This window comes from Amycolatopsis mediterranei (genome assembly GCF_026017845.1).
Taxonomy (GTDB): Bacteria; Actinomycetota; Actinomycetes; order Mycobacteriales; family Pseudonocardiaceae; genus Amycolatopsis; species Amycolatopsis mediterranei.
In genome coordinates this window covers 5,422,090-5,448,083 of sequence record NZ_CP100416.1, presented here as the reverse complement: position 1 = coordinate 5,448,083, position 25,994 = coordinate 5,422,090, and the positions used below count along the sequence as shown (strand labels likewise).

The window sequence follows — 25,994 nt, the reverse complement described above, 5'->3', positions numbered from 1 at the left end:
AACTCCCCGGCGACGGTCAGCCGTGCCGGGTCGGCCGGTAGGTCAGCACCTGCGTGTGGCCGTCGAAGGTGCGGGCCTCGAGCAGCTCGAGGTCGAAGTCGTCCACACCGTCGAAGATCCGGGTCACCCCGGTCTTGCCGGAGAGCACCGGGAACACCGTGACCTCGACGGCGTCGACCAAGCCGGCGTTCAGCACCGCCCGGTTGAGCGTCAGGCTCCCGTGGGAGCGCAGGGGCACCTCCGATCCGGCCTTGAGGTGCCTGACCACCTCGGCCGGATCGCCGGCCTCGATCGTCGTGCCAGGCCAGTCGAGGGGCTCGGTCAGCCGGCTGGAGAGCACCGTCACCGGGGAGGCGAACATGCGCGTGATCCACTCGTCGAACCGGGCGCGATCGAAGCCCGGGGCCAGGAAGGGCGCGTTCGACGCGTAGGTCTTGGCGCCCAGCACCATGCGCAGCGGGTCGCGGTAGGCAGCGGCGCGGTGGGCCAGGAATTCCGGGCCCTGCTTGCCCCAGTAGCCGCCCCAGTCGCCGCTGTGGTTGGCGTAGCCGTCGAGCGTGGAGAAGATGTCGAAGGTGTAAGTGGCGGTCATGGTGTCTCCTCGAGGAAGCGGTGGCCTTTTACCGCTGCTACGAACACCACTGCCTCGATCCGACAGGCCTCCGGAATTTTCTTCCGCGGCTTGCCTACACTGGACACATGAGCAAGCGCTTAGTGACCCTGGGGGACTCGTTCACCGAAGGCGTCGGTGACGACGACCCCGCCGCTCCGAACGGGGTGCGCGGCTGGGCCGACCGCGTCGCCGAGCAGCTCGCCGCGCGCGAGCCGGAGTTCCGCTACGCCAACCTCGCCATCCGCGGCAAGCTGATGCCGCAGATCCTCGGCGAGCAGCTCGAGCCCGCGCTGGCCATGGACCCCGACCTCGTCACCCTCTACGCCGGCGGCAACGACCTGATGCGCCCCAAGGTCGACATCGACGCGCTGATGACCGGCTACGAAGCGGCCGTCGCGAAGATCCGGGCCACCGGCGCTCGCCTGGTGCTGTTCACCGGCGTCGACGGCGTCGAGGACGCGCTGTTCCGCAAGATGCGCGGCCGGGTCGCCATCTACAACGAGTTCGTCCGTGCCATCGCCGCCCGCCACGACGCGCTGCTGGTGGACATGTGGGCCATGCGGCAGCTGCGCGACCGGCGGCTGTGGGCGCCCGACCGCCTGCACCTCAACGCCTACGGCCACACCGAGGTCGCCATCGCCGTGCTGGCCGCCCTCGGCGTCGAACACCCGCTGGCCGCGGCCGAGCTGGGGCCGCGCGAGGTGCTGAGCCCGGCCGCGCGCCGCAGCCAGAACCTCAAGTGGGCCCAGGAGCACGCGCTGCCGTGGGTGCGACGCCGGCTGCGGGGCGAGTCCTCCGGCGACACGCTCACCGCGAAGCGCCCGGTGCTCGCGCCGGTGGGCTCAGCGCCGGTCCCCCGCTGACGGGCGGAGACCGTCGAAGAGGATCTCCACGGTCCGGTCGCGCAGGGTCGCGTCCGGACCGGCGTACTCGGCGGCCCGTGCGACCCCGATGATCACCGGGATGAGCTCGCCGACGACGAGGTCGTCCCGGACCGCGCCCGCCTGCTGCGCGCGCGAAAGCAGCACGCCCAGCGCCGTCAGCAGCCGCGCGCCGATGTCGGACTTCGCCACCGGGACCGTGACCCCGGCCGCGGTGAGCGCCTGGAAGTAGGCGTTCTTCGCGCTCGACATCTCGACCCAGCTGGTGAGGAACGTGAAGAACGCGCGGCCCGGCTCGGCGGACTCCGCGGCCACCGCCGTCTCGGCCTCGTCGACGAACCGGCTCAGCCGGGCGAAGAGCACCGCTTCGAGCAGCGCTTCCTTCGTCGGGAAGTGCCGGAACACCGTGCCGATGCCGACGCCGGCGACGCGGGCGACCTCCTCGGTCGGCGCTCCGGTGCCCTTCGCCGCGAACACGCTCTCCGCCGCCTCCAGCACGCGGGCCCGGTTGCGCCGGGCGTCGGCGCGCAGCGGTTTCGACTCGGCGGGGTCAGCGGCGGGGGTCACCGTCCGATCGTACTGTGCCGATGCGTTCTCAATCCGACCACAGTCACGGCCGAATGGCTTTGTGGCAACGGTTACGTGCCGCGCGGGGGTCGGCCTGCTTTTGGCCGGATTGAGAACGGGGCCGGATCCGGCAGCGTGTCCAGCAACCGGGCCAGCGCCCGCGGGACGTGCGAGCGCCAGCCGCCGCCCATGATCCGGCGGGAGACGCGCTGGAACTCGTCGTCCGGGTCGAACCCTTCGTGGCTGAGGAACAGCCGGGTGCCGGTGCCCTCCGGTTCGAGCCGCCAGGTGACCGTCCACTGCGGACCCCAGCGGATGCTGAGCTTGCGCTCGGGCTCGACTTCCAGGACCTCGCACACCACCGGGCCACCGGCGAACCCGGCCGCGGGCACCGGCTCGGCCAGCAGCTGGAAGCGGTGCCCCACCACGGGCTTGATGTCGTTGGGCATGTTCAGCCAGCGTTCCAGGAGGTCCGGCTCGGTCAGCGCGCGCCACACCTTGCGCGCCGGGTGGGCGAGGAACTGGTCGACGTGGATCGCCGTCGGGTCGTCGTCGGTCACAGGTCTTCCTCTTCGTCCAGCAGGTCACGCAGGTTGGCCAGCTTGGTGCGCCAGAAGCGCTCGTACGGGGTCAGCCAGTCCGCGACCTCTTCCAGCGGGGCCGCGTCGAGGCGGTAGACGCGGTGGCGGCCCTGACGCTGCTCGGTGACCAGGCCCGCCTCCCGCAGCACCCGAAGGTGTTCCGAAAGGCTGGGCCGGGCCATCTCGAACCGTTCGGCGATCGAGCCGGCGGGCATCGGACCGTCGAGCAGCAGCCGCAGCACCTCGCGCCGCGCCGGGCTGGCCAGCGCGGCGAAGACGTCGTCGTTGACCGGCATCAGCGCGGCACGGCGCCGAAGTCCGACGGCTCGAGCAGGCCGATCCGGTGGCCGTCGAGGTCGGTGAACGACGTCGCCCGGCCCCACGGCTGCGCCTGCGGCTCGGCGACCTCGACCCCGGCCGCCCGCAGCGCGGCGACATCGGCGTCGACGTCGGTGGTCTGCAGCTGGAAGTGCCGCGGACCCGGTTCGATCCCGGTGACCTGCCGGTCGGTCAGGACCACGCCGGTCTTGGCCCCCTTCGGGGCGACCATCACGAACCGGCCGCCCTCGGGTGTGCGGCGGTCGACGAGCGCTTCGAAGCCGAGCTTGCCCACGTAGAAATCCCGCGCGCGGGCGTGGTCGGCAACCGGCAGTGTCAGGAACTGCACGTGGGTGATCGTCATGCCGCCGACAATACGTAGGAGATCTCCTACGCGTCAAGCGGGTGGCCGAACCACCGTTCGAGGGCGGTGCGGAGGGCCTTGCGTTCCGTGTCGTCCGGCTCGGCCGAGCCGGACGCCCAGGCGACGTAGCCGTCAGGCCGGACGAGCAGCGCGGTCGTGTCGCCCGGGGCGTCGCCGGGAACGAGATCGACCCGGTCGGTCCAGCCGCGCAGCTCGTCGCCGAGCGAGCCGGTGAAGTCCAGCAGCAGCGGCCGGGCCGTCCGGGTCAGCTCGGCGAGCCGGGTGCCGTCGGCCAGGAGGAGGTCGGGGGCCCAGCGGCCGTCCAGCGGGTGGTCGGTGGCCGGGGTGTACCGGATGTCCGCGCCGGTCATCAGGTCCGCGATGTGCTGCACCGTGGACGGGAGCCGCAGCAGCTCGCCGAACAGCTCGCGCAGCGCGGTGACGTCGCCGCCCGGCGTGATCAGCGCGGACTGCGCCTGGGTGTGCATGACCACGCGCTCGGCGACCGGGCGGCGTTCGCTCTCGTAGGTGTCCAGCAGGCCTTCGGGCGCCCAGCCGTGCAGGGTGGCGGCGAGCTTCCAGCCGAGCCCGACAGCGTCCTGCAGGCCGAGGTTGAGCCCGGGTCCGCCGATGGCGGAGTGGACGTGGGCGGCGTCGCCGACCAGCAGGACCCGCCCTTCGCGGAACTTCTCGGCCAGCCGGGTGTTGCGCCCGCGCAACCGCCGCAGCAGGTGGGGCCCGTCGCCTTCCGGCGGCCCGATGGGCAGAGCGAAGCCGAGTACCCGCTCGATGCTCGCGTGCTGCTCGTCGAGGGTCATCGGGGGCTCGTCGCCGGTTTCCTCCTCGTCGGTCCACTCGATCGTGGTGACGAGCGTGCCGGTCGGGAACGGCGCGTAGACGAACAGGCCGGTTTCGGTGCGGTAGTGGAAGAACGGCGGGATGACGTCGTGGCCCGGCACGCGCAAGCCGCCGGATGCCGCGTCGACGAATTCCGCCGGCACGGTGGCGTTGGCGGTGCGGGACACGGTGCGGTCTTCGGTGACGCCGGGGAAGCCGATGCCGGCGAGCTTGCGTGTGGCGCTGCGGCCGCCGTCCGCGCCGACGAGGTACCGCGTCGTGAGCCGGTAGCCGCCCTCGGGTCCGGTGACCTCGGCGGTGACCGCGTCGGCGTCCTGGGTCATGCCGGTGAGCTCGTGCCCGCGCCGGACCTCGACGCCGAGTTCGGCGGCGCGCTCGTCGAGCACCGCTTCGACGCGGCGCTGCGGCACGCCGAGGATGTTCAGCGGGTTGCGGTCGGCGAGGGTGAGGTCGAGGCGCAGCGCGCCGAAGACGAACGCCGGCGAGGGCGGCCCCATCGGACCGGCCAGCCGCTCGTGCAGCCCGCGGCGGTCGAGGAGACGCACGACCTGCCCGACGAGGCCGTTGGCGCGGTTTTCGGTGGTGGGTTCGGGTAGCCGCTCCAGGACCAGCGGGCGGATGCCGGCGAGGGCGAGTTCGCAGGCGAGCATGAGGCCGTTGGGGCCGGCTCCGGCGATGACGACGTCTTCCATGGCGGAACTCCTTTTGTTTTCGGCACTGTTTTCGGGCCCTGTTTCCGGGCACGGCGAAGCAGCCCGGTGCGCGGGCGGTCTTCGGATGGGTGTGGCGTTAGCGGGGTTCGGGCAGGCCGGCGGCCAGCCGGCCGAAGACGTCCCGCAGGACCTCTTCCAGCGACGGCTGCGGTTCGGCGATGAGCCACTGCTGGGTGACAACGTTGAGCGCAGCCACGACGACGCCCGCGACGAGCCGCGGGTAGACGTCCCGGGCGGGGTCGGTGCCGGTGCGTTCGGCGACGGCGAGCGCGAACTCGGTTTCGGCCGCCGCACCGGCTTTCTGGAACTCGCCTTGCAGGGTGGGCTCGGCGACCATCAGCCGCAGCCCTTCGACCCACGCCGGCGTGGCGCCCTGCCCGTCGGGGATCGGTTCGCCGAGCGCGAACCCGTCGAGCGCGGCCTGGGTGATGGCGTCCCAGATCGGCTCATCGGCGGGCCGTTCGCCCAGGGCGGTGGCGATGGCGCGCGCCCGGTCGTGGTGGCGGGCGACGATGGCTTCGCCCTTGCTGCCGAAGTAGTTGCTGAAGGTCCGGGTGGACACCCCGGCTTCGGCGGCGATGTCTTCGATCCGGACGTTGTCGTACCCGCGTTCGACGGTCAGCCGGATGGCCGCCCAGCTCAGCGCGATCCGCGTTTGCTGCTTCTTGCGATCACGAAGGCCGGCGCGGTCGGTGTCCATGACCCCAAGGTACCGAACTTTGCAGATTCTGCAAAGTTGCCTAGTTGGCAAGTTTGGTGGCGGACACGCCGGAGAGGAGTGTCGCCGCCGCCGGCGCAACTCGCGGCCGTGCAGGCAGGCGTTTCGCGACCGTGCGCGCTCGATTTTCCGGCGCTCCGGCACCGACCGGACGAGAAACGCGTCATCGATCGCCGAAACCGTCGACGCGCGTCACACTGTTGTGTGACATCGGTCACCGGAGGTGTTGCGAGATGGTTCTGGGCGACAACAGCGTCACTCACAAGGTGGCAACGGGCAGCAAGGTGCAGGTACGGCGGGCGGCGCTGGCGAGCGCGGTCGGCACGACCATCGAGTGGTACGACTTCTTCCTCTACAACACCGCGGCGGCGTTGGTCTTCCCGCACCTGTTCTTCCCCGCGTCGAGTGCTTACGCCGGCGCCATGCAGTCGTTCGCCACCTACGCGGTCGGGTTCGCCGCGCGGCCGGTCGGCGCCGCGATCTTCGGGCACTGGGGCGACCGGATCGGGCGGAAGGCGACGCTGATCGTCACGCTGCTGCTGATGGGCATCTCCTCCGGCGTCGTCGGGATGCTGCCCGGGACGTCGGCGATCGGGGTCGCCGCCCCGCTGATCCTGGTGCTGCTGCGGCTGGTGCAGGGCATCGCCATCGGCGGTGAGTGGAGTGGCTCGGTGCTGCTCGCCATGGAGTGGGGTGACCAGCGCAAACGCGGGCTGCTCGGCAGTTTCGCGCAGATCGGCGTCCCGGTCGGGCTGGTGCTGGGCACCGGCGGGATGACGCTGCTGTCGGCGACCCTCTCCCCCGAAGCGTTCGACTCCTGGGGCTGGCGGATCCCGTTCCTGCTCAGCCTGGTGCTCGTCGCCGTCGGCCTGGTGATCCGGCTGAAGATCCTCGAGACGCCGATGTTCGCGAAGCTGCTCGAGAACCGGCAGACCGCGCGGACGCCGGTGCTCGACGCGATCCGGCACCACTGGCGGGAAATCCTGCTCTCGGCCGGCGTCCGGTTCAGCGAGCAGATGCCGTTCTACCTGTTCACCAGCTACGTGCTGATCTACGTCGTGTCGCGGCACGAGTTCAGCAAGACCTTCGTGCTCAACGCGGTTCTCGTCGGCGCGGCGTGCGAGCTGGCGCTGATCCCGCTGTTCTCGTCGCTGTCGGACACCTTCGGCCGCAAACGGGTCTACCTGTGCGGGGCGGTGCTGACCGGGGTGATCGCGTTCCCGTACTTCACCATCCTGGCGCACGGCAACCACGCGCTGGTGTTCGTCGCGGTCGTGGTGTCCTTCGTCCCGCACGCACTCCAATACGGCCCGCAGGCGGCGTTGATCGGCGAAAGCTTCCCGACGCACCTGCGCTACGGCGGCGCGGGGCTCGGCTACCAGCTGGCGTCGGTGTTCGCGGGCGGGCCGGCGCCGCTGCTGGCGACGTGGCTGCTGCACACGACCGGGACGCCGTACGCGATCTCCGGCTACATCGTCCTGTCCGCGGTGGTCACGGTGTTGTGCGTGATCTTCCTGAAGGACCGCTCGAAGGCCGACATCGACGACGTGAGCATCTACCAGCGCACCTGAACCGCCGGAAGATCGACCTGCTCATCCGGCACCTGAGCCGCGCCCACCCAGCCTGCGCCCACGCCGAGGCCCGACCGGCGCGGGCTCCTGCGCTGTGAGAACAGCCACCGTGTCGGGATGTGGCCGCGGTGGGTACGCCTGACGAGATGCCCGAAAGGAGGAAGGCGAGTGTCCGACGGATGGGGCCGGTTGGTGTCTGCGGTCGTTGTCGCGGCGGCGGCGTTCGGGCTATTCCTCGTCGCCGAGCACCTCTTCCGCCGGGTGGTGCGGCGGCTGGGGCGGCGGTCCGCGGTCTTGGCCGAGCTGACGGTGCACGCGCACCGGCCGTTCCTGTGGTTCGCCGCGGTGGTCGCGGTGCGCAGCGCCGGCGCCTTCGGCCTCCCGGACGGGCCGTGGCAGGGGCCGGTGAGCCACGGGCTCGGGCTGGCGTTGATCGGGGTCGGTGGATGGCTCGTTGCCGGGATCCTGACGTCGGTCGAGCAGGCCGCGCTTTCGAGGCTGCGGGTCGACGTCCCGGACAACCGGCACGCCCGGCGGCTGCAGACGCAGGTCACCTTGGTCCGTCGGATCACCGTCGCCGGAGTCGCGCTGATCGCGCTCGGCGCGATGCTGATGACCTTCCCGATGGCGCGGGCTGCGGGCACCAGCCTGCTCGCCTCGGCCGGGGTCATCGGCGCGGTGGCGGCGCTGGCCGCGCAGTCCCTGCTCGGCAACGTGTTCGCCGGGATGCAGATCGCGTTCAGTGATGCGATCCGTCTCGACGACGTGGTGATCGTGGAGAACGAGTGGGGCCGCATCGAGGACATCACGCTGACCTACCTGGTGATCCACCTGTGGGACGACCGCCGGCTGGTGATGCCCACCTCCTACTTCATGTCCCAGCCGTTCGAGAACTGGACCCGCCGGGAAGCGGCGCTTCTGGGCACGGTGGAGCTGGATCTGGACTGGTCGGTGCCGGTGGAGGAGATGCGCGAGGAACTGCGCCGGATCCTGGGTGACACCGACCTCTGGGACGGCCGGGTCAGCGTGCTGCAGGTGACCGACGCGGTGAACACCCTGATCCGGGTTCGTGCGCTGGTGAGCGCGGCCGACGCGCCGACGTTGTTCGACCTGCGCTGCCTGGTCCGCGAACAGCTCGTGCGGTGGGTCCGCCGGGCACATCCGTACGCGTTGCCCCGCGTGCGCACGGAGCAGGCGCCGGCGACTCCCGTTCCGAAGTCCGCGGAGCACGTACCCGACCACGACGCCCGCCTCTTCGGCGACAGCCTCGACGGCCGGACCCGGGAACGCGCCTTCAACGGCCGGTGACGGCCCGCCGTCGGTTCCGGCGGCGGGCCGCTCGGTCATCCGGTCACTGGGCCGGCGGGAGGACGTTGTCCTTGTACGCGCCTGACATGTTTCCGGCCGAGGAGAAGTTCACGGCGATGTAGGTGTCGTGCCAGGTGTTGTCCGCGCTGCCGCACACGCGACCCGCACCGATCTTGGTGCTGTCCTTCCAGACGAGCTGGGTGAAGTGTCCGATCGCTTTCTTCGGGTCGTTGCTGGCGAACGTCTCGTAGTTGTAGTACTTGATTTCGGCGTACCAGGCGTCGCTCGCCGCCGTGGCCGGTCCCTGGACCGGTTCGGACGAACTCGACGAGTAGAGGTTCTCTCCGTACCCTCCGGTCCCGTCGTGGACGAGAGCTCCCTTGTCCGCGACGTGCTCGGCCCGGGACTTGGCGTAGTCGACGAGCTGCTGGTCGAGGACCACGGGCGGGACTCCGTGCTTCGCCCGGTGCTGGTTGATGCTGTCCACCATGCTGGTCAGGAATTCTTGATCGGTGCGATCGGAGTAGCCGGTTTTCATGTCGTCCCTTCCGTTGCGGATCATCGATGGCAGCTGGTGATGTCGGCCGCGAATCGTGGGTCGATTTCGTAGTGGGTGTCGAATTGGCTGCTGAAACCGGTCACGCCGACGGTTTCGCCGGCGGCGAGTCCGGTGAGGTCGATGCCGGTCTGGGTGTTGACGAAGATGGTGAGTTCGCCCGAGCCGTCGTCGACGGAGAACTTGAACCCGTACGGCAGATCCGGCGCCGGCGCCTGGGTGATTTTGGCGACCACGCGCACCAGCTGTCCCTCGGAGTTCTCGCCGACGGCACCGGTGGCGAGCGGCCGCGGCCGGACGGCGGGTCCGTTGCCGTGCACGACGGCGGCCGGGTCGTCGACCACGAGGATGAGCAACCCGGAGCTGTCGCGCAGCGTGCCGGTCACCCGGACCCGGGTGCGGGGAGCGATACCCAGGTCCACCGCGACGCTGACGTAGATACCGGCGCTGCGCTCCTGCAGTCCGAAACCCTTGTCGAAGAAGCTGGACTCGAACGCACCCGAGGGGGTTGTCGCCACACCGTCGACGGTGACCACCGTGCCCGGCGGCAGGGTGCGTGCCTGCGCGATGGACACCACGTGGTGGGCCGCCTCCGCCGCGCGGGCGGGTGGTGCGAAGCCTGCGGAAGCCAGGAGCAGGAACAGAACCGGGATGCAACGCCGCCATGAAGACATACGGACTTCCTTTCCCGACGTCGTGCCGGACTCAGCGGTAGCGGTGCTCGAACGCGGTGAACTCGGCTTCCTGCTGCCATTGCACGCTCGCTTTCGGACTGCCGGCGAGGAACGTCCGGCAGGCCGGGCCGGGGTGGGGTGCGCCCAACCGGTCACGGGCGCACGGTGTGGCCGGCACGAAGGTGTCCGGGCTGCGCCACAGTGACGCGCCGTCGAGGAAGGCGTGGTCGAGGCTGGTGCGGGCCAGGGTTTTCAGGTCGCGGTAGCGCAGGCGGTAGCCGGTGGCGGCGCGCTGGTACTCGTGGGTGAGGTCGATGCGGGAGACGCCCTCGTCGTCGGTGGAGAGGGTGACCGGTACCCGGAACGCGCGGTAGCTCGGGAACGGGTGGTCCCGGCCGGAGAGCCCGAGGATCTGCTCGTTGCTGCTGAGGTTGATCTCCACCATCACGTGCCGGTCGGCCATCGTGCGCAGCAGCTGCGGCCAGTCGTCCTCGCCGAGCACGTCCGCGCCGTGCCCGATCCGCTCCGCCCGGCCGGTGAGCACGGCTTCCCGGATGTGGTAGGTCAGCTCCTCCGGCTTGACCAGGCCGGGAACGAGTTCGCCGGCGTGCAGGGTGATGTGCCCGGTGCGGTAGACGCCACGCAGGTAGTCCAGCATCCGCATGTGCAGCCGGTAGTCGCGGAGGGAGACCTCGCCTTCCTCCGGCGAGACCAGGTTCACCGCCACCGTGCGGTGGTCGGCCGCAGCGAGCTCGAAGGCCGACACCATGTACGTGAACACCACGTTGGGTGGGTTGTTCCGGTTGACCTGCTGGATGTACCGCGGGGTCACACCGCACCCCGGCGACGCGGCCGGGGTGGCGCAGCCGAGCAGTGACCGCAGCCGCGTGGCGTCGGTGTCCATCTCCGTGGTCGCGGCGGCCGTGATGCCCGCCATGGTGCCACCGGCCAGCACCTGCGCCCGCATCGCGGCGAAGTCGTCGGTGAAGGTGATGTGCTGTGACAGGTCGAACAGCGGCCCGCCCTGCCGGGTCAGCATCGTTTCCAGGTACTGCTCGTTCTGCCGTCCGGCCCGGTCCAGCACGTCGGCGAGCATGTCGAGCCGGTGCGCACCGGTGACCGCACCGAACTTGCCGAAGGTGGCGAAGAAGTGGTCGTGCCCGGATTCTCCCTGCCCCGGCTGGAAGCCCTCCATCGACCACGCCATCAGCACGGCACGGCGGAAAGCAGGATCCGACGAGGTGTCCGCGGCGGGACGCTGCCCGGCACCACACGGCCCGGCCGCTGCGACGAACGTGGTGGTGTGGATGCACAGCCCGTCCCGGACGGCCAGGGAGATCAGCAGCTCCGTGGACGCCGCCCCGGACAGGTGACTGTGCAGGTCGCCGCCCTTGGGCAGGTCCAGCATGAAGGACCGCAACCGGGCCGGGTCGTGCCGGACGGAGTCGAGATAGCGCTCAGCGCCCGCCTCGGCACCCGGATCCGCTTGCGCGGACGGGACGACCACCCCCGAGATCATCAGGCTCAGGAACCCGGCGGTGGCGAGCGACAACCCGGCCCGCAGTTTGCGCATGACGTTCCTTTCCGATCAGCACGATTGATCGAACCGGTCAGCCCCGCGCCGGCGAGAAATGAGCGCCTGCGCACCGGATTCCCCGGGCATCCAAGGTCGAAGGTCGCCGGAGCAGGCCCATCCGTTTCCCCATCAAGGGAAATTTGCGGGAAATTGCGCCATTCAGACCATGGAGTACGATGCGTGCGACGGTATGCAAGATTTTTACTGGCGCGGTTTGTCATCAATTTGACCCGTTTACCGGACCAGTTCGGCCAGTTCGGCGACCCACCCTTCACGCGGGGCTCCATGCCCAGGATGACGTGAAGGCCACGTAGAGGAAGGTCGAGTTCCTCAACGTGGCCTTCACGAGCCATCGGTCAGCGGCGCGGGCCGCCCTGGGGGCCGCCGAACGGGGGTTGCTGGGGGAACGGCCCGGTGCCCGGGTTCTGCTGCGGGCCGCCGCCGAACTGGCCCGGCGGCGGGGCCTGCGGCGGCGGGCCCTGGTACTGGCCGCCCGGCGGCGGGCCGGCCGGGGCCTGGGGCTGCGGCAGGGCGGGCTGGCCCCCCTTGGGTGTCGACGGCTGCTGCGGCGCGGGCGCGACCTCCGTGCCGCGGTCCTCGTCGGCCTCCAGTTGCTGCTGCTGGGCCGGGCGCGGGATCGAGGGCCGGGCGGGTGGCGAGGAGGGCGCCCCGATGGCCGGGACCTCCTTGCGCGCCACCGCTTCCGCGGCCGCGACGGCCTCGGCGACCTTCGGGTCGCTCTTGGTTTCGAACCAGCTGGAGACCTCTTCGTCCTCGAGGTCGGGCTTGGCCGGGACGTCGTCTTCCTTCGGCGGCTCGTACCGGAACACACCGTCGTCGCCAGGGGCGCCGAGCGCGCGGGCGAAGCCTTCGAGGGCCTTGCCGTAGTCGCTGGGGATCATCCAGACCTTGTTCGCGTCGCCCTGCGCCATCTGCGGCAGCGTCTGCAGGTACTGGTAGGCCAGCACCTCGGGGGTCGGGCGGCCGGCCTTGATCGCGGCGAACACCTTCTCGATCGCCTTCGCCTGGCCCTGCGCCTGCAGGTACCGCGCGGCCCGCTCACCCTGGGCGCGCAGGATGCGGGACTGCCGCTCGGCCTCGGCGGCGAGGATGGTCGCCTGGCGGGCACCTTCGGCGGAGAGGATCTGGCTCTGCTTCTGGCCTTCCGCGGTCTTGATGGCGGACTCCCGCTGCCCTTCCGCGGTGAGGATCATGGCGCGCTTTTCGCGGTCCGCGCGCATCTGCTTCTCCATCGAGTCCTGGATGGAGGGCGGCGGGTCGATCGCCTTCAGCTCGACGCGGCTGACGCGGATGCCCCACCGGCCGGTGGCTTCGTCCAGCACGCCGCGCAGCTGGGTGTTGATCGAGTCACGGGAGGTCAGGGTCTGCTCGAGGCTCATGCCACCGACCACGTTGCGCAGCGTGGTGGTGGTCAGCTGCTCGACACCGACGATGTAGTTGGAGATTTCGTACACCGCGGCGCGCGAGTCGGTGACCTGGAAGTACACGACCGTGTCGATCGACACCGTCAGGTTGTCCTCGGTGATGACCGGCTGCGGCGGGAACGAGACGACCTGCTCGCGCAGGTCGATCCGGGCGCGCACCTTGTCCAGGAACGGCACGAGGATGTTGAGGCCGGGCGAGGCGACCGTGCGGAACCGGCCGAGCCGCTCGATCACGGCCGACTGCGCCTGCGGCACCACCATGACCGCCTTGGCTATCGTGATGATCACGAGCAAGACCAAGGCGACGACCAAGCCGATCGCGAATCCGGTCAAGAGACTTTCCCCTTACCTAGTACCATTCTTGCGCGGTTGACGGCGTTGTGGGTGCGGGCGGGCTCACCTCGAGCTCGAGCTCCTTCGTGGTGATGCCCCAGCGGCCGGTGGTGTCGTGCAGGACCGTCCACACTGTACGGTGCAGGTCCCCGGGCGCGGTGACGGCGCGCTCGGCCGTGGTCAGGCCGGCTTCCTGCCGCAGCGCGGTGCGGGCGAGCTGCTCGATCGCGATCGCCGGGTTGGCGATTTCGTAGGTGGCCAGGCGTGGGTCGGTCACCGCGAAGACGACCTCGAATCCGATGAGGACCTCCGGCCCGTCGCCGGCCTCGACCGGGCGCGGCGGGGCGGAGAGGATCTGGTCGCCGAGGTCGAAGCGGGCGCGGACGGAGTCGGCGAACGGGACCACGAAGTGGCGGCCGGGGCCGAGCACGGTGCGGAACCGCCCGCCGCGTTCGATCACCGCGGCGTGGCCTTCGCCGACGATGACGAGTCCCAGGCTCACGGCTCGGCCGACACGACGGCGGTGGCGCCGGAGATCTCGACGACCGTGACCGGGGTGCCGGGGGCGATCGGCGGGAGGTGCTCCCCCAGGCTGCGGGCCGACCAGACGTCGCCGGCCAGCTTCACCCGCCCCGCTTCGGCGTCCACTGTGGACACGACGACGGCGCGGGCGCCGATCAGCGCGTCGATGCCGGTGTGGTGGGCCGGCCCGGACAGCAGGCGCCGCTTGAGGGCGGGCCGGACCAGCAGGAGCATGCCGACGGAGGCGACGGCGAACACGGCGACGTCGATGACCGGATTCCCCGTGAGGACCTCGGCACCGGCGCCGAACAGCGCGGCGACCCCCAGCATGACCAGCACGAAGTCGCCGGAGACGACTTCGGCGATCACCAGGGCGATGCCGACGATCAACCAGACCAGAGCCCAGGACATGGCTTCATGCTCTCAGATCGCGCCGGTTCGCACCGGCGCAGTGATGGGCCGTAACCCACGCGTGACCTTGGGCAATTCGGACATTCAGCCCTCTTCTGTCGGCTCGGTGACGAAATCGATGAGCCGTTCCACGGCCCCGATGAGCGGGGTCTCGAGGTCGCGGAAACTGCTCACCCCGCTCAGGACACGCTGCCAGCCTTCGAAAGGTTGCCCCCAGCCGAGGGCGTCGCAGATCCCCTGCTTCCACTCGATGCCGCGCGGGATCTTCGGCCAGGCCCGGATCCCGACGGCCTCGGGCCGCACGGCTTCCCAGACGTCGATGTAGGGGTGGCCGGTGACCAGCACGTTCTCGTCGTGGACGGCCTCGACCAGCCGCGACTCCTTGCTGCCGGGCACGAGGTGGTCGACCAGGACGCCGAGGCGGCGGCCGGGGCCGGTGCCGAATTCGGCGATGCGGTCGGCGAGCACGTCGACGCCGTCCAGGGGTTCGACGACGACGCCTTCGACGCGCAGGTCGTGGCCCCAGACACGTTCGACGAGCTCGGCGTCGTGCTTGCCTTCGACCCAGATGCGCGAGTCGCGGGCGACGCGGGCCTGCAGGCCCTGCACCTTCACCGACCCGGACGCCGAGACCTGCTTGACCGGTGTATTCACCGTCTTGACCTGCACCAGCGTGACCGGTTTGCCTTCGAGGAGGAACCCGGCGGGGACGAGCGGGAAGACGCGGTGGCGGCCCTTGGCGTCCTCGAGCACGACGTTTCCGTATTCGATCTTCACCACCGCGCCGCAGTAGCCGCTGGCCGGGTCTTCGACCACGAGACCGCGCTCGGCGGGAACCTCCGGCACCTTCTTGCGGCGCCGGCCGGCGAGCACGTCGTCATAGGAGTGGGAGCGCACGACCAGGGAACCTAGTGCCGCCAGGTGCCCGGGCGGGTCATGCCACGCCGTCAGCGGGCCAGTTCCAGGACCGCGTCGGTGAACGGCGTGCGCTCGCCGCGGCGCAGCGGGGCCAGGGCGACCAGCGGGGCCATCGCCACGCACCAGGCGCGGACGCGTTCGGCGTCGAAACCGGTCACGTGCGGGGCGAGCGCGGCGATGCCGTCGTCGAGGGTGCCGCCGGCGGCCATCGGGACGAAGACGAAGTCGACGGCGTCGAGGGACGGGTCGCCGAGGCCGGGACGCGGGTCGATGGCCACGATGCCGCGCTCCGGTCCGGCGTCGAGGACGTTGGCCGGGTGCAGGTCGCCGTGGATGAGCGTGACCGGCCCGCTGGTGGCCAGTTCCAGGGCGCGCGCACGGCCCTTGGCCAGCACGCCGGCGGGCATCAGCCCGGCGGCCGCGGACTCGCGACGACGGCGTTCGGAGAGGTCGAAGATGAACTCGATGCCCTCGGCCAGCCGCCGGAACTCGCCACGGGGCTCGGCCCCGCGTGGGTCAACCCCGCTTCGAACAACAGAGTGCAGCTGGTCGAGCAGCTCGCCGAGCTGCGCCCACGGGATGTCGTGACCGGCCAGCTCGGTGCCCGGGACGAGGCCTTCGAGCAGGATCGCGTTCGCGGCGAGGTCGGCGTCCAGGACTTGGACGACGCGGGAGCAGCCGGCCCAGGCGCGCAGCCCGGTGAACTCCAGCCGGGCGACTTCGGGGTCCGGGGTCAGCTTGAGGACCCGCAGGTCGCCGCCGGGGCCGGTGCACAGCAGGGTGCGGCCGGTGTTGCCGGGCCGGGCTTCGCGGACGGTCAGCCCCCACCGGGCGGTCAGGCGGGCGACGAGGTCCGGGAGGGCGTCGCACCACGGCTCGGCCAGTTCCGCGCCGAAGCGGTCGACGAGCCGGGCGCGGGCCGGGGCGTCGATCAGAAGAGGGGCCACGGGATGGCGCGCCAGTCGTCACCCGGTTCGGGGAAGATGCCCTCGGCGAGCAGCACGTCGGTGCGCTCGGCCAAAGCCCGGATCTCGAACTTGGTGATGTGTTCGGCGAGGGTCGTGCCGAGGCCGCCGTCGAGCTCCGAGCGCAGCTTGCGCAGTTTCTCGACGGTGTCCGGCGGCAGCGGCTCGCCGATCCAGCCCCACAGGACGGTCCGCAGCTTGGGGTCGGTGTGCAGGCAGATGCCGTGGTCGACGCCGTAGACGTGGCCGTCGACGCCGGGCAGGAGGTGCCCGCCCTTGCGGTCGGTGTTGTTCACCACGATGTCGAGCACGGCGAGGTCGCGCAGCCCGGGGTGGTTCGCGTGGGCGAGCACCGCGGGTTCGCCGAGCCGGTCGTGGGCGTGCAGCACCGGGCGCCAGCCGTCGGGGACGTCGTCGGGCGGCAGGACTTCCACCAGGTCGTCTTCGGTGGTTTCGACCCACAGCTGGACCATGCCGGGGCCGAACGGGCCGTCGCGCAGCACGGTCGGCGGGATCGCGCCGATGCCGGCGGCGTCGGCGATGATCGCGGTGGCGACCTCGCGCCCGGCCAGGGTGCCGTCGGGGAAGTCCCACAGCGGCCGCTCCCCCGACACCGGCTTGTAGACGACCCGGCCGGTGACGCCGTCGAGCTCGATGGCGCAGAAGAGCGTGACGTTGGAGGCGTCGACCAGCCGGCCTTCGACGTCGATGCGGCCGTGGGTGACGAGTTCGCGGGACGCGGGGTCGGCGGGGGCAGTCGCCATGGTCAGTCTTCTTCGCCCGCGTCGGTTTCGCGCCGGTAGCCGTTCTGCCGGGGGCAGATGTGCCCGGTGGGGTCGAGCGGCTCCGCGCACAGCGGGCACGGCTTGCGGCCGGCGTTGACGACGCGGTCGGCCCGTTCGGCGAAGGCGCGCGCGGCGGCCGGGCTGAGGAAGACGCGGACGGCGTCCGGGCCCTCCTCGGTGTCGTCGAGCACGACCGTTTCGTCGACCTCGCCCTCGGTGATGGCGAGCAGCTCGATGACGACCGCGCTGCTGTCGGCGTCCCAGCCCAGGCCCATGGTGCCGACGCGGAACTCCTCCTCGACCGGCACCGTGAGCGGGTCGAGGTCGACGAGGTCCTCGGGGGCGTCGTCGGGCACGTCGGCCCCGAACCGGCTGGCCACCTCCTCCAGCAGCGAGCTCAGGCGTTCCGCGAGGACGACGACCTGCTGTTTTTCGATGGTGACGCTGATGGTGCGCACGTCCTCCGACGCCTGGAGGTAGAACGTGCGATCGCCGGGCTCGCCGACGGTGCCGGCGACGAACCGATCCGGCTGGCGGAAGACGTGGATTACGCGAGACATAGCACTGACGACCCTAGGCCACCGGCGCATGATCGGCATCCGCCGCCCCACCGTTCGCGGGCCGCTAGCCTCGGGGGGTGTCTCGGATCTCCCCGTACGGAACCTGGTCGTCGCCCATCACCGCCGCCGAAGTGGCCGCCGCCGGTGGCGGCCCGCAGTGGCTCGACGTCGTCGGGAACGAGGTGTGGTGGGCCGAGGCGCGACCGGCTGAGCAGGGCCGGGTCGCGCTGGTCCGGGCGGTGCCGGGTGGCACCGAGGACGTGCTGCCGGCTCCGTGGAACGTCCGCAACCGGCTGCACGAGTACGGCGGGCGGCCGTGGGCGGCCGCCGGGGGGTCCGTGGTGTTCACGCACTGGGCCGATCAGCGCGTGTACGCGCAGAGCGAAATCGGCGTGGTGGCGCTCACGCCGTCCCCCGCGCAGCCGCAGGGCGTCCGCTACGGCGATCTGCGGGCCGGGCGGCCGGGCGAGGTGTGGGCGGTCCGCGAGCGCGGCACCGGGCCGCGTCCCGCCGACGTCGAGCGGGACCTCGTCGCGATCGCCGTGGACGGTGGCGGCGAGCGGGTCCTGGCCGCGAGCCACCGGTTCCTGACCGTGCCGAAGCTGTCGCCGGACGGGCGGCACGCGGCCTGGTTCGGCTGGGACCACCCGCTGATGCCGTGGGACGGCACCGAGCTGTGCGTGTCCGAGGTGGCCGCGGACGGCACGTTCGGGCCGCACCGGGTGCTGGCCGGCGGCGCGGACGTCTCGGTGTGCCAGGTCGAGTGGGAGACGCCGGCGACGCTGCTGGCGCTCATGGACCCCGGTGGCTGGTGGAACCTGCACCGGATCGGCCTGGACGGGTCGGTGGTGAACCTCGCGCCGGTGGAGCGGGAGCTGGGCGGGCCGCTGTGGAAGACGGGGTCGCGGTGGTTCGCGCCGCTGGGCGGCGGGCGGCACGCCGTGCTGTCCTCGGGCCGGCTGGCGGTGCTCGACGAAGCGGACGGCACCGTGGCGCCGGTGGCCGACGAGCTGACGGCGTGGTCTTCGACGGGACTCGCGGTGTCCGGCGACACGGTCGTGGGCGTCGCGGGCGGTCCGTCGCGTGAGGCTGCGGTCGTGCGGGTTTCCCTCGACGGCACGGTGACGGACCTGACGCCGCAGCCGGAGCTGTCCTCGGCGTTCCTGCCGGTGCCGCAGGAGCGGGTGTTCAGCACGGCCGACGGCGAGACCGTGCCGGTGGTGCTGTACCCGCCGCGGAACCCGGAGTGTGCCGCACCCGACGGGGAACTGCCGCCGCTGCTGGTGGACGTCCACGGCGGCCCGACCGGGCAGCGCTTCCCCGTGCTCGACCTCGAGATCGCGTACTTCACCAGCCGCGGCATCGGCGTGGCGGCGGTGAACTACGGCGGGTCGACGGGGTACGGCCGCGCCTACCGCGAGCGGCTGCGGGAGCAGTGGGGGGTGGTGGACGTCGCCGACTGCGTCGCGGTGGCCGAGGCGCTGGTGGCGGCCGGGCTGGCCGACGGTGAGCGGGTGGGGATCCGGGGCGGCAGCGCGGGCGGGTTCACCGCGGCCGCGGCGCTGACGACGACGAAGACCTACCGGGCGGGGACGGTGATGTACCCGGTGCTGGACCTGGCCGGGTGGGTCGCCGACACGCACGACTTCGAGTCGCGCTACCTGGACGGGCTCGTCGGGCCGCTGCCGGACGAGCGGCAGCGGTACGTCGAACGGTCCCCGCTGGCGAACGTCGGGCGGCTGGCCGGGGCGGTGCTGTTCCAGCAGGGGCTGGAGGACCGGATCTGCCCGCCGGAGCAGGCCGACCGGTTCGTGGCCCGGCTGGCCGGGCGCGGGATCCCGTACGCCTACCAGCGCTTCGCCGGGGAGCAGCACGGGTTCCGGCAGGCGGCGACGATCGTGGCAGCCCTGGAGGCGGAGTTGTCGTTCTACGGTCAGGTGTTCGGCTTCGAGACGCCGGGCGTGGCGCGGCTGGAGCTGTCGCGGTGAGGCCGCCGCGGCTGCGGGCCGGCGACACGCTGGCTCTGGTGGCGCCGGCCGGACCGGTGCCGGCGGACCTGCTGGAGAAGGCGCTGCCGGTGCTGCGCGGCTGGGGCGTCGAGGTGCGGGTCGGGCCGTGCGTGCGGGCCGAGCCGGGCTCGCCGCCGTACCTGTCCGGTTCGGACGCGGCGCGGGCAGCGGAGTTCACCGAGGCGTGGCTGGATCCCGGGGTGCGGTGCGTGCTGGCGGCGCGCGGCGGGTACGGCGTGCAGCGGATGCTGGACCTGGTGGACTGGGCGGCGCTGCGGGCGGCGGGCCCGAAGGTGCTGGCCGGGTCGTCGGACATCACGGCGTTGCACCGGGCGGTGGACGTCCACCTCGGACTGTCCACTTTGTTCTCCCCGATGCCGGCGAGCGTGCTGTTCGACGACTTCGCGGTCGAGCACCTGCGGCGGTCGCTGTTCGAACCGGAGCGGACCACGGTGGTGCGCGGCGGTTCGGCGCTGGTGCCGGGCCGGGCGTCGGGGGTGTTGACGGGTGGGAACCTGTCGCTGCTGGCGGCGGGGATCGGGACACGGGAGCACGGGTCGGCGCGGGACGCGATCGTGCTGCTGGAGGACGTGACGGAGGGCGTGTACCGGCTGGACCGGATGCTGACGCAGCTGCTGCGCAGCGGCTGGTTCTCCGGGGTGCGCGGGATCGTGCTGGGTTCGTGGGCGGCGTGCGGGGCTCCGGCGGACGTGCGGGCGCTGGTGCTGGACCGGCTGGGGCCGTTGGGGGTGCCGCTGGTGGAGGAGTTCGGGTTCGGGCACGTGGCGTCGTCGCCGACGTTGCCGCTGGGGGTGCCGGTGACGTTGGACGCGGACCTGGGGACGCTGACGTTCGACTCCCCCGCGTTGTCATGACGCCGGAAGAGGCGCGGGACCGGTTCACCGCGGCACGGGTGGCGCGGCTGGCGACGGTGTCGGCCGACGGGGTGCCGCACCTGGTGCCGGTGACGTTCGCGGTGCGAGGCGACGTGGTGGTGTTCGCGGTGGACCACAAGCCGAAGTCGACGACGGCGTTGCGGCGGCTGCGCAACATCGAGTCGAACCCCGCGGTGTGCTTTCTCGCCGACGGTTACGCCGAGGACTGGTCGCGGCTGTGGTGGGCGCGGGCGGACGGGGTGGCGCGGGTGGAGCCGCCGGGCGCCGAGCCGGTGGCGTGGCTGGTGGCCAAGTACGAGCAGTACGCGCAGCGGCCGCCGGAGCACGCGGTGGTCGTGACGGACGTGCACACGTGGAGCGGCTGGGCCGGGAGCTAAGAGGACTACCGCGGCGAGGTCCCGCGGTTGCACGATCCGGCGAACTTTCGTCACGTCGCGGTCGGAGACTTCGGCGGCGACATCGGTGCGTACGTCGCCTGGAGCGTCGACGCGGAACGCCACGATCAGCCACCTCGCCGTCGGCGCCGGGCACCGTCGGGGCGGCGTCGCGACCGAACCGCGCTGCCGCTGACGGTCTACTATCGGGAGCTCTAGTCGCGGAGGAACTTCTCCGGGCGGCGCCAGGCGTCGATGATGCCCAGCGGGTCCGGGCGCAGCAGGGACGCCGCCGAGTAGAGGCTGGCCACCACGACCAGGGCGATGAACCACCAGTCGTAGAGGGCCTGCTCGCCCGTCGGGTAGTACACCAGCGTCACGAACACCGACACCGCCACCACCAGCGCCAAGTGCCGGGGCTGCCACTTGAACGCCGACAGCAGCACGAAACCCCAGGTCAGGTACCACGGCAGGGTCGGCGGCATGAGGATCGCCACGGCCAGGAGCGAGATCCCGGCCCGGTAGACCGCCTCCGTGCCGCCGTCGCGGGCGAGCCACCACTGCCGGATGCCGATGCCGATCAGCAGGAGCATGCCCGCCGCGCGGGCGACCGTCACGAACGGCGAGACCTGGACGTCCACGATCAGGTGGACCAGGTTGTAGAACACCTCGCCGATGCCGGTGGGGATGTTGAGCCAGTTCGCGATGAGCTGCGGGGCCTTGAGCCCGGACCACCAGCCGAGGTTGAGCGAACCCAGCGAGATCCACGTGCCCGCCACGAACACCGGTAGGAACAGGCCCACCGAGGCCGCGCCGGCGCGCAGGAAGTTGCGGACCTTCGACTCGCCCGTGAGGTGGTTGGCCCACATCCAGACGATGAACGGCAGCGCGATCGCCGCGGTGGGTTTGATCAGCATGCCGATCGTGACCAGGACGACCGCGAGGGCGTGCTTGCGCTCGAGGGCGGCGAGGACGCCGATGGTGAGGAACGCGAGCATCATCAGGTCGTTGTGCGGGCCGCCGAAGAGGTGGATGACCATCATCGGGCTGGCCACCGCGAGCCACAGCGCGACCGGGAGCTTGCCGCCGAGGTGCTTGACCAGCCGCGGCAGTGCCCAGAGCGTCCCGGCCAGGCCGGCCAGCAGCACGACGCGCATGAGGATGACGCCGAGGATCATGTTGTCGCCGGTGGTGGCGACCACGCCCTTGGAGATCAGCAGGAACAGCGGGCCGTACGGGGCCGGGGTGGTCTGCCAGAGCGGGTGGACGTTCTGCACGACGTTCGGCAGCACGTCGAGCTCGGCGGGGCCGTTGGCGTACGGGTCGCGCCCGTAGAGCAGCTGGGCGCCCTGGCCGAGGTAGGAGAAGACGTCGCGGGTGAACAGCGGCGGCGACACCAGCAGCGGCGCCATCCAGCAGCCGGCGGCGACCAGGATCGGGCGGCTGCCGATGCGGCCGGCGAGGACGTAGCGGCCGAGGCGGACCCACGCCCAGACGACCATGCCGAAGCCGGTGTAGAGGACGGCGTTGGCGAGCATGCGCCCGTGGCCGTAGCGGACCCACGAGAGCGGGCCGTGGCCGAGCACGGGGTCGGAGATCAGGATGCCGCCGGCGCCGAGGGCGGCGATCATCAGCAGGGTGCTGCCGACGGTGCCCATCGCGATCGTGCGGTAGGGGAATCGCGAGGGCACGCGGAGCCGCTCGGCCAGGCCGGTCGAGGGCGTCTGTGCGGGGTCGGTGGTGGTCGCCATTTCCGTTCGGAGATTACACACCGCGCTCGTGCGGAGTTCCCGCAGTATCAGTCAAGGTCCTTTCGGGGGCTCCGGGTGGCGGAGCCCCCGGCTCGGGGCGAAGCCCCGGAGTCACTGCGTCGCGGTGCTGGAGGGTGCCGCCGGGCAGGGCGGCCAGCAGGGACTTCGTGTACTCGTGCTGTGGATCGAGCAGGACCTGTTCGACGGTGCCGGTTTCGACGAGCTCGCCGCGGTACATCACGGCGACGCGGTCGGCGATGTTCCAGGCCAGGCCGAGGTCGTGGGTGATCACCAGGGCGGCGAGGCCGAGTTCGCGGCGCAGCCGCAGCAGCAGTCCGAGGATCTCGCCGCGGACGGACGCGTCGAGGGAGGCGACCGGTTCGTCGGCCACCACCACCGACGGTTCGAGCGCCAGTGCCCCGGCGATGACGACGCGCTGGCGCTGGCCGCCGGAGAGCTGGTGCGGGAGCCGGTCGGCGTACTTCCCGGCGGGCCGCAGCTCGGCGGCTTCCAAGGCCCGGTGGACGACGGCCCGCTCGTCGGGGAGCTGGTGGATCCGGGGGCCCTCGGCGACGGCCTCGTAGACGGTGTGGGCCGGGTTGAGCGCACTCGTCGGGTCCTGCAGGACGAGCTGGACCCGACGGCGGTAGGCCTTGAGCCCGGCCCCGCCTGCCGGGACGGGCTTCCCGGCGTAGCGGACCACGCCGGAGTCGGGTTTCTGCAGGCCCAGCAGGGTGCGGGCGAGCGTGGTCTTGCCGGAGCCGGACTGGCCGACCAGGGCGACGATCTCGTCGCGGGACACCGTGAGGTCGACGCCGGCGACGGCGTCGATGCGCTTACCGGTGCGGTCGCGGAAGGACACGCGCAGGTTTTCGGCGGCCAGCAGCGGCTCGCCGGTGGGGGCGCGGTCCGCCGGTTCGGGTGGCAGCGGGGTGCTGGTGGCCGGGGCGAAGCGGGACACCGGGTCGCCGACGGTCGGGAACGCCGCGGCCAGGGCGCGGGTGTGGTCGTGGCGGGGCGAGCCCATCACCTCGGCGCTAGGGCCTTCTTCGACGATCTGCCCGTCGTACATGACGGCGATGCGTTGGCAGGTGGCGGCGAGCACGGACAGGTCGTGGCTGATCATGATCAGCCCGATGTGCTGCTCGGCGACCAGCTTGGTGAGCAGGGCGAGGACCTGGGCCTGGACGATGACGTCGAGGGCGGTGGTCGGCTCATCGGCGATGATCAGCCGGGGTGAGCAGGCCAGCGCCATGGCGATCATGACGCGCTGCTTCTGCCCGCCGGACAGCTCGTGGGGGTAGGCCCCGGCCCGGCTCGGGGGCAGGTCGACCTGGGTGAGCAGTTCGGCGACGCGGGCCTCGACCTCGGTGTCGGTGAGCGCCTTGCCCGCGGGCGGGTGCAGCCGCAGCGGTTCGGCGATCTGCTCGCCGATCCTGCGGACGGGGTTGAGCGCGTGCATGGCGCCCTGGAACACCACCGACGCCTCGGCCCAGCGGACCGCGCGCAGCCGTCCCCACTTCATGGTGGTGACGTCTTCGCCGTCGAGGAGGATCTCGCCGGTGATCTTGGCGGTGCGCGGCAGGAGGCGCAGCACGCTCATCGCGACGGTGGACTTGCCCGAGCCGGACTCGCCGGCGACGCCGAGGGTGCCGCCGGGGTCGAGGGTGAGGCCGACGCCGCGGACGGCGGGGACGGCGGAGTCCCCCACCGCGTAGGTGACGGTCAGGTCGGTGAGCTGCAGCAGCGGGGTGGTCACTTCTTCAACCTCGGGTTGAACACGGTCTCCAGGCCCCGGCCGACCAGGGTGAAGAAGAGGACGACGAGGACGATGGCGATACCCGGCGGGAGCACGTTCCACCAGGCGCCGCGGCTGATGGCGCCGTTGTTGAGCGCGTTTTCCAGCACCAGGCCCCAGGTGATGGAGTTGGGGTCGCCGACGCCGAGGAACGACAGCGTCGCGTCGGCGATGACGGCGTTGCCGACGACGAGGGTGGTGTTGGCCAGCACCAGCGGCATCACGCCGGGCAGGACGTGCCGGCCGATGATGTGCCGGTGGCCGCCGCCGAGAGCGTGGGCGCGCTCGATGTAGGGGCGGCTCTCGATGGTCAGCGTCTGGGCCCGGACGAGCCGGGCGGTGCTGGGCCAGGCGGTGAGGCCGATGGCGACGATGATCGTGCCGACGCCCCTGGGCAGCACCGCCGAGAGCGCGATCGCGAGGATCAGCGAGGGCAGGACCAGGAAGAAGTCGGTGAACCGCAGCAGCGTCGCCGACACCCAGCCGCCGAAGTGGGCGGCGGTGATGCCGATGAGGGTGCCGATCACGACCGAGAGCAGGGCGGCGGAGAACCCGACGAGCAGGGAGATCCGGCTGCCCCAGACGGTCAGCAGCAGCACCGAGCGGCCGAAGTTGTCGGTGCCGAGCCAGAAGTCGGCGTTCGGCGGGGACAGCGGTGCCCCGGTGGCCTTGGTGACGTCGAGGCCGCTCTCGTCGCTGACCAGCGGCAGGAGCAGGGCGACGAGCACGGTGGCGCCGAGCAGGACGAGCCCGGCGAGCGCGGCCCGCTGGCCGGAGAACTCGCGCCAGGTCTTCCTCAGCGCCGCGCGGCGGCGGCTCCAGGCGATCTGCCGGGGCGTCTCGGCGGTGGTCATGAGGTACGCACCCTCGGGTCGAGCACGCGGTAGAGCAGTTCCGCGAGCAGGTTCATCAGCACCACCGCGCTCGCCAGCACGGTGAACACGCCCTGCAGCACCGGCAGGTCGGGGCCGTGCAGCGCGTCGTAGGTGAGCTGCCCGAGCCCGGGCCAGCTGAACACGGCCTCGACGGTGACCGCACCGGCGACGACCTGGCCGAACTGCATGAACACCAGCGTGGTGGTCGGCAGCAGGGCGTTGGGGACGGCGTGGCGGCGGCGGACGAGGTCGTCGCGCAGGCCCTTGGCGCGGGCGGTGGTGAGGTAGTCGGCGTCCATCTCCCCCAGCAGCGACGACCGCATGATCAGCATGTACTGGGCGTAGAACACCGCCAGCAGCGTCACGCACGGCAGCACCAGGTGGTGCAGGACGTCGAGGGTCTGGGAGAGGAAGTCGGGGGCGGCGTCCGGGGAGTGCATGCCGCGGCTGGGGAACAGGCCGCCCGTCACCACGAGCAGCATCAGGCCGAGCCAGAACTGCGGGACCGACCACAGGGTCAGCGCGAGCCCGGTCTGGCTGCGGTCGAAGAAGCTGTCGCGGCGCCAGGCGGCGCGGATGCCCAGCCACAGCCCGAGGAGGACGGCGAGCAGGGTGGCGCTGCCGACGAGCAGGATGGTCGGCCAGAGCCGTTCGCCGATCATGTCCGCGACCGGGCGGCCGTTGTTGAGCAGCCGGGATTCGCCGAGGTTGCCGTGCAGCAGGTCCCGGAAGTAATTGCGGAACTGGACGAGGACGGGCTTGTCGACGCCCATCTTTTCGCGCAGTTCGGCGATCTGCTGCGGGCTGGTGGGGTGGTCGCGGGTCATGGTGGCGGCCGGGTCGCCGGGCAGCAGCCGGAAGAGGAAGAAGAACAGCACGATCACCAGCACGACGCTGATCAGTGCTTCGAGGAGCTTCTTGAGCACGAACCGGGCCGTGCCGGTGCCGCCGCGGTGGGGCGCGGGGTGGCCGGCCACCCCCGCCGGGGCCGGGTTGGGGCGGTGCTGCGCGCCGGCCGCCGGCGTCGTGGCGCGGCGGGCGCGCCAGCTTGCCC

27 protein-coding genes are annotated in these 25,994 nt (G+C 71.6%); 6 read left to right on the top strand and 21 right to left on the bottom strand.

What is annotated here, in order from left to right:
* Positions 1-16 precede the first annotated feature (16 nt).
* Positions 17-592 (bottom strand): dihydrofolate reductase family protein, encoded by a 576-nt coding sequence (locus ISP_RS24430; RefSeq protein WP_013226519.1) that lies wholly within the window; start codon positions 590-592, stop codon positions 17-19.
* A gap of 107 nt (positions 593-699) precedes the next feature.
* Here ISP_RS24430 and ISP_RS24425 point away from each other — a divergent pair, with 107 nt between their 5' ends.
* Positions 700-1,476: an SGNH/GDSL hydrolase family protein gene (locus tag ISP_RS24425; protein ID WP_176742086.1), complete on the top strand. Its 777-nt coding sequence runs from the start codon at positions 700-702 to the stop codon at positions 1,474-1,476.
* Here ISP_RS24425 and ISP_RS24420 read toward each other — a convergent pair.
* The 6 genes from ISP_RS24420 to ISP_RS24395 form a co-directional block, all read right to left on the bottom strand.
* Complete coding sequence (locus ISP_RS24420) at positions 1,456-2,061, bottom strand: TetR/AcrR family transcriptional regulator (protein WP_013226517.1); 606 nt, start codon at positions 2,059-2,061, stop codon at positions 1,456-1,458. The genes ISP_RS24425 and ISP_RS24420 overlap by 21 nt on opposite strands.
* Before the next feature lie 71 nt (positions 2,062-2,132).
* On the bottom strand, positions 2,133-2,621 hold the full coding sequence (locus ISP_RS24415; RefSeq protein ID WP_013226516.1) for an SRPBCC family protein: 489 nt from the start codon (positions 2,619-2,621) through the stop codon (positions 2,133-2,135).
* A complete protein-coding gene (locus ISP_RS24410) occupies positions 2,618-2,938 on the bottom strand; it encodes a metalloregulator ArsR/SmtB family transcription factor (RefSeq protein ID WP_013226515.1) in 321 nt (106 codons plus the stop codon). The genes ISP_RS24415 and ISP_RS24410 overlap by 4 nt, the downstream gene beginning before the upstream one ends.
* Entirely contained in the window at positions 2,938-3,324 is a 387-nt protein-coding gene (locus ISP_RS24405; protein ID WP_013226514.1) for a VOC family protein, read from the bottom strand. Before ISP_RS24405 ends, ISP_RS24410 begins: the two co-directional genes overlap by 1 nt.
* Positions 3,325-3,350: 26 nt before the next feature.
* Positions 3,351-4,874 carry an FAD-dependent monooxygenase gene (locus ISP_RS24400; RefSeq protein ID WP_013226513.1) on the bottom strand — a complete coding sequence of 508 codons (1,524 nt, stop codon included), beginning with the start codon at positions 4,872-4,874 and terminating at the stop codon, positions 3,351-3,353.
* A 97-nt stretch (positions 4,875-4,971) separates the two neighbouring features.
* Positions 4,972-5,595 (bottom strand): acyl-CoA-like ligand-binding transcription factor, encoded by a 624-nt coding sequence (locus ISP_RS24395; protein ID WP_013226512.1) that lies wholly within the window; start codon positions 5,593-5,595, stop codon positions 4,972-4,974.
* Between the two features lie 251 nt (positions 5,596-5,846).
* Here ISP_RS24395 and ISP_RS24390 point away from each other — a divergent pair, with 251 nt between their 5' ends.
* Both ISP_RS24390 and ISP_RS24385 read left to right on the top strand, forming a co-directional pair.
* On the top strand, positions 5,847-7,184 hold the full coding sequence (locus tag ISP_RS24390) for an MFS transporter (RefSeq protein WP_013226511.1): 1,338 nt from the start codon (positions 5,847-5,849) through the stop codon (positions 7,182-7,184).
* A 168-nt stretch (positions 7,185-7,352) separates the two neighbouring features.
* Positions 7,353-8,492, top strand: coding sequence for a mechanosensitive ion channel family protein (locus ISP_RS24385; protein WP_013226510.1), 1,140 nt, complete (start codon positions 7,353-7,355; stop codon positions 8,490-8,492).
* A gap of 43 nt (positions 8,493-8,535) precedes the next feature.
* Here the strand turns inward: ISP_RS24385 and ISP_RS24380 are convergent, their stop codons facing one another.
* The 10 genes from ISP_RS24380 to ISP_RS24335 all read right to left on the bottom strand — a co-directional run bounded on the left by ISP_RS24380 (position 8,536) and on the right by ISP_RS24335 (position 17,237).
* A complete protein-coding gene (locus tag ISP_RS24380; protein WP_230468327.1) occupies positions 8,536-9,054 on the bottom strand; it encodes a CAP family protein in 519 nt (172 codons plus the stop codon).
* Positions 9,051-9,722, bottom strand: coding sequence for a hypothetical protein (locus tag ISP_RS24375; protein WP_013226508.1), 672 nt, complete (start codon positions 9,720-9,722; stop codon positions 9,051-9,053). The genes ISP_RS24380 and ISP_RS24375 overlap by 4 nt, the downstream gene beginning before the upstream one ends.
* Positions 9,723-9,753: 31 nt before the next feature.
* A complete protein-coding gene (locus tag ISP_RS24370) occupies positions 9,754-11,295 on the bottom strand; it encodes an adenosine deaminase family protein (protein WP_013226507.1) in 1,542 nt (513 codons plus the stop codon).
* Between the two features lie 359 nt (positions 11,296-11,654).
* A complete protein-coding gene (locus tag ISP_RS24365) occupies positions 11,655-13,004 on the bottom strand; it encodes an SPFH domain-containing protein (RefSeq protein WP_230468946.1) in 1,350 nt (449 codons plus the stop codon).
* An 88-nt stretch (positions 13,005-13,092) separates the two neighbouring features.
* Entirely contained in the window at positions 13,093-13,578 is a 486-nt protein-coding gene (locus tag ISP_RS24360) for an SPFH domain-containing protein (protein WP_013226505.1), read from the bottom strand.
* On the bottom strand, positions 13,575-14,009 hold the full coding sequence (locus tag ISP_RS24355) for an NfeD family protein (protein WP_013226504.1): 435 nt from the start codon (positions 14,007-14,009) through the stop codon (positions 13,575-13,577). Before ISP_RS24355 ends, ISP_RS24360 begins: the two co-directional genes overlap by 4 nt.
* Before the next feature lie 84 nt (positions 14,010-14,093).
* Positions 14,094-14,906: a DUF3097 domain-containing protein gene (locus tag ISP_RS24350; protein WP_013226503.1), complete on the bottom strand. Its 813-nt coding sequence runs from the start codon at positions 14,904-14,906 to the stop codon at positions 14,094-14,096.
* Positions 14,907-14,956: 50 nt separating this feature from the next.
* Positions 14,957-15,874, bottom strand: a complete 918-nt coding sequence (locus ISP_RS24345) for an aminoglycoside phosphotransferase family protein (RefSeq protein ID WP_013226502.1) — start codon at positions 15,872-15,874, stop codon at positions 14,957-14,959.
* Positions 15,859-16,656 (bottom strand): SCO1664 family protein, encoded by a 798-nt coding sequence (locus ISP_RS24340; protein ID WP_013226501.1) that lies wholly within the window; start codon positions 16,654-16,656, stop codon positions 15,859-15,861. The genes ISP_RS24345 and ISP_RS24340 overlap by 16 nt, the downstream gene beginning before the upstream one ends.
* Before the next feature lie 2 nt (positions 16,657-16,658).
* Entirely contained in the window at positions 16,659-17,237 is a 579-nt protein-coding gene (locus ISP_RS24335; protein WP_013226500.1) for a DUF3090 domain-containing protein, read from the bottom strand.
* 77 nt (positions 17,238-17,314) lie between these two features.
* Here ISP_RS24335 and ISP_RS24330 point away from each other — a divergent pair, with 77 nt between their 5' ends.
* The 3 genes from ISP_RS24330 to ISP_RS24320 are packed head-to-tail and all read left to right on the top strand — an operon-like array spanning position 17,315 to position 20,519.
* Positions 17,315-19,225 carry a prolyl oligopeptidase family serine peptidase gene (locus tag ISP_RS24330; protein ID WP_013226499.1) on the top strand — a complete coding sequence of 637 codons (1,911 nt, stop codon included), beginning with the start codon at positions 17,315-17,317 and terminating at the stop codon, positions 19,223-19,225.
* Positions 19,222-20,121 (top strand): S66 peptidase family protein, encoded by a 900-nt coding sequence (locus ISP_RS24325; RefSeq protein WP_013226498.1) that lies wholly within the window; start codon positions 19,222-19,224, stop codon positions 20,119-20,121. Before ISP_RS24330 ends, ISP_RS24325 begins: the two co-directional genes overlap by 4 nt.
* A complete protein-coding gene (locus ISP_RS24320; protein WP_013226497.1) occupies positions 20,118-20,519 on the top strand; it encodes a TIGR03668 family PPOX class F420-dependent oxidoreductase in 402 nt (133 codons plus the stop codon). The genes ISP_RS24325 and ISP_RS24320 overlap by 4 nt, the downstream gene beginning before the upstream one ends.
* 212 nt (positions 20,520-20,731) lie before the next feature.
* On the opposite strand, the gene mptB is transcribed toward ISP_RS24320, so the two are convergent.
* The 4 genes from mptB to ISP_RS24300 are packed head-to-tail and all read right to left on the bottom strand — an operon-like array spanning position 20,732 to position 25,917.
* The gene (gene mptB / locus ISP_RS24315) at positions 20,732-22,267 is read right to left on the bottom strand and encodes a polyprenol phosphomannose-dependent alpha 1,6 mannosyltransferase MptB (RefSeq protein ID WP_013226496.1); all 1,536 of its coding nucleotides are present in this window, start codon (positions 22,265-22,267) and stop codon (positions 20,732-20,734) included.
* 13 nt (positions 22,268-22,280) lie between these two features.
* Complete coding sequence (gene nikE / locus ISP_RS24310; protein ID WP_013226495.1) at positions 22,281-24,026, bottom strand: nickel ABC transporter ATP-binding protein NikE; 1,746 nt, start codon at positions 24,024-24,026, stop codon at positions 22,281-22,283.
* Positions 24,023-24,919 (bottom strand): ABC transporter permease, encoded by an 897-nt coding sequence (locus ISP_RS24305; RefSeq protein WP_013226494.1) that lies wholly within the window; start codon positions 24,917-24,919, stop codon positions 24,023-24,025. The genes nikE and ISP_RS24305 overlap by 4 nt, the downstream gene beginning before the upstream one ends.
* Complete coding sequence (locus ISP_RS24300; protein ID WP_265049920.1) at positions 24,916-25,917, bottom strand: ABC transporter permease; 1,002 nt, start codon at positions 25,915-25,917, stop codon at positions 24,916-24,918. Before ISP_RS24300 ends, ISP_RS24305 begins: the two co-directional genes overlap by 4 nt.
* Positions 25,918-25,994: the final 77 nt, after the last annotated feature.

What these genes read in the sequence shown, in the direction of transcription:
- ISP_RS24430 (WP_013226519.1), bottom strand. Translation starts at nt 592, where the DNA reads ATGACCGCCACTTACACCTTCGACATCTTCTCCACGCTCGACGGCTAC.
- ISP_RS24425 (WP_176742086.1), top strand. Translation starts at nt 700, where the DNA reads ATGAGCAAGCGCTTAGTGACCCTGGGGGACTCGTTCACCGAAGGCGTC.
- ISP_RS24410 (WP_013226515.1), bottom strand. Translation starts at nt 2,938, where the DNA reads ATGCCGGTCAACGACGACGTCTTCGCCGCGCTGGCCAGCCCGGCGCGG.
- ISP_RS24405 (WP_013226514.1), bottom strand. Translation starts at nt 3,324, where the DNA reads ATGACGATCACCCACGTGCAGTTCCTGACACTGCCGGTTGCCGACCAC.
- ISP_RS24400 (WP_013226513.1), bottom strand. Translation starts at nt 4,874, where the DNA reads ATGGAAGACGTCGTCATCGCCGGAGCCGGCCCCAACGGCCTCATGCTC.
- ISP_RS24395 (WP_013226512.1), bottom strand. Translation starts at nt 5,595, where the DNA reads ATGGACACCGACCGCGCCGGCCTTCGTGATCGCAAGAAGCAGCAAACG.
- ISP_RS24390 (WP_013226511.1), top strand. Translation starts at nt 5,847, where the DNA reads ATGGTTCTGGGCGACAACAGCGTCACTCACAAGGTGGCAACGGGCAGC.
- ISP_RS24380 (WP_230468327.1), bottom strand. Translation starts at nt 9,054, where the DNA reads ATGATCCGCAACGGAAGGGACGACATGAAAACCGGCTACTCCGATCGC.
- ISP_RS24375 (WP_013226508.1), bottom strand. Translation starts at nt 9,722, where the DNA reads ATGTCTTCATGGCGGCGTTGCATCCCGGTTCTGTTCCTGCTCCTGGCT.
- ISP_RS24370 (WP_013226507.1), bottom strand. Translation starts at nt 11,295, where the DNA reads ATGCGCAAACTGCGGGCCGGGTTGTCGCTCGCCACCGCCGGGTTCCTG.
- ISP_RS24365 (WP_230468946.1), bottom strand. Translation starts at nt 13,004, where the DNA reads ATGGTGGTGCCGCAGGCGCAGTCGGCCGTGATCGAGCGGCTCGGCCGG.
- ISP_RS24355 (WP_013226504.1), bottom strand. Translation starts at nt 14,009, where the DNA reads ATGTCCTGGGCTCTGGTCTGGTTGATCGTCGGCATCGCCCTGGTGATC.
- ISP_RS24340 (WP_013226501.1), bottom strand. Translation starts at nt 16,656, where the DNA reads ATGGCGACTGCCCCCGCCGACCCCGCGTCCCGCGAACTCGTCACCCAC.
- ISP_RS24335 (WP_013226500.1), bottom strand. Translation starts at nt 17,237, where the DNA reads ATGTCTCGCGTAATCCACGTCTTCCGCCAGCCGGATCGGTTCGTCGCC.
- ISP_RS24320 (WP_013226497.1), top strand. Translation starts at nt 20,118, where the DNA reads ATGACGCCGGAAGAGGCGCGGGACCGGTTCACCGCGGCACGGGTGGCG.
- mptB (WP_013226496.1), bottom strand. Translation starts at nt 22,267, where the DNA reads ATGGCGACCACCACCGACCCCGCACAGACGCCCTCGACCGGCCTGGCC.
- ISP_RS24305 (WP_013226494.1), bottom strand. Translation starts at nt 24,919, where the DNA reads ATGACCACCGCCGAGACGCCCCGGCAGATCGCCTGGAGCCGCCGCCGC.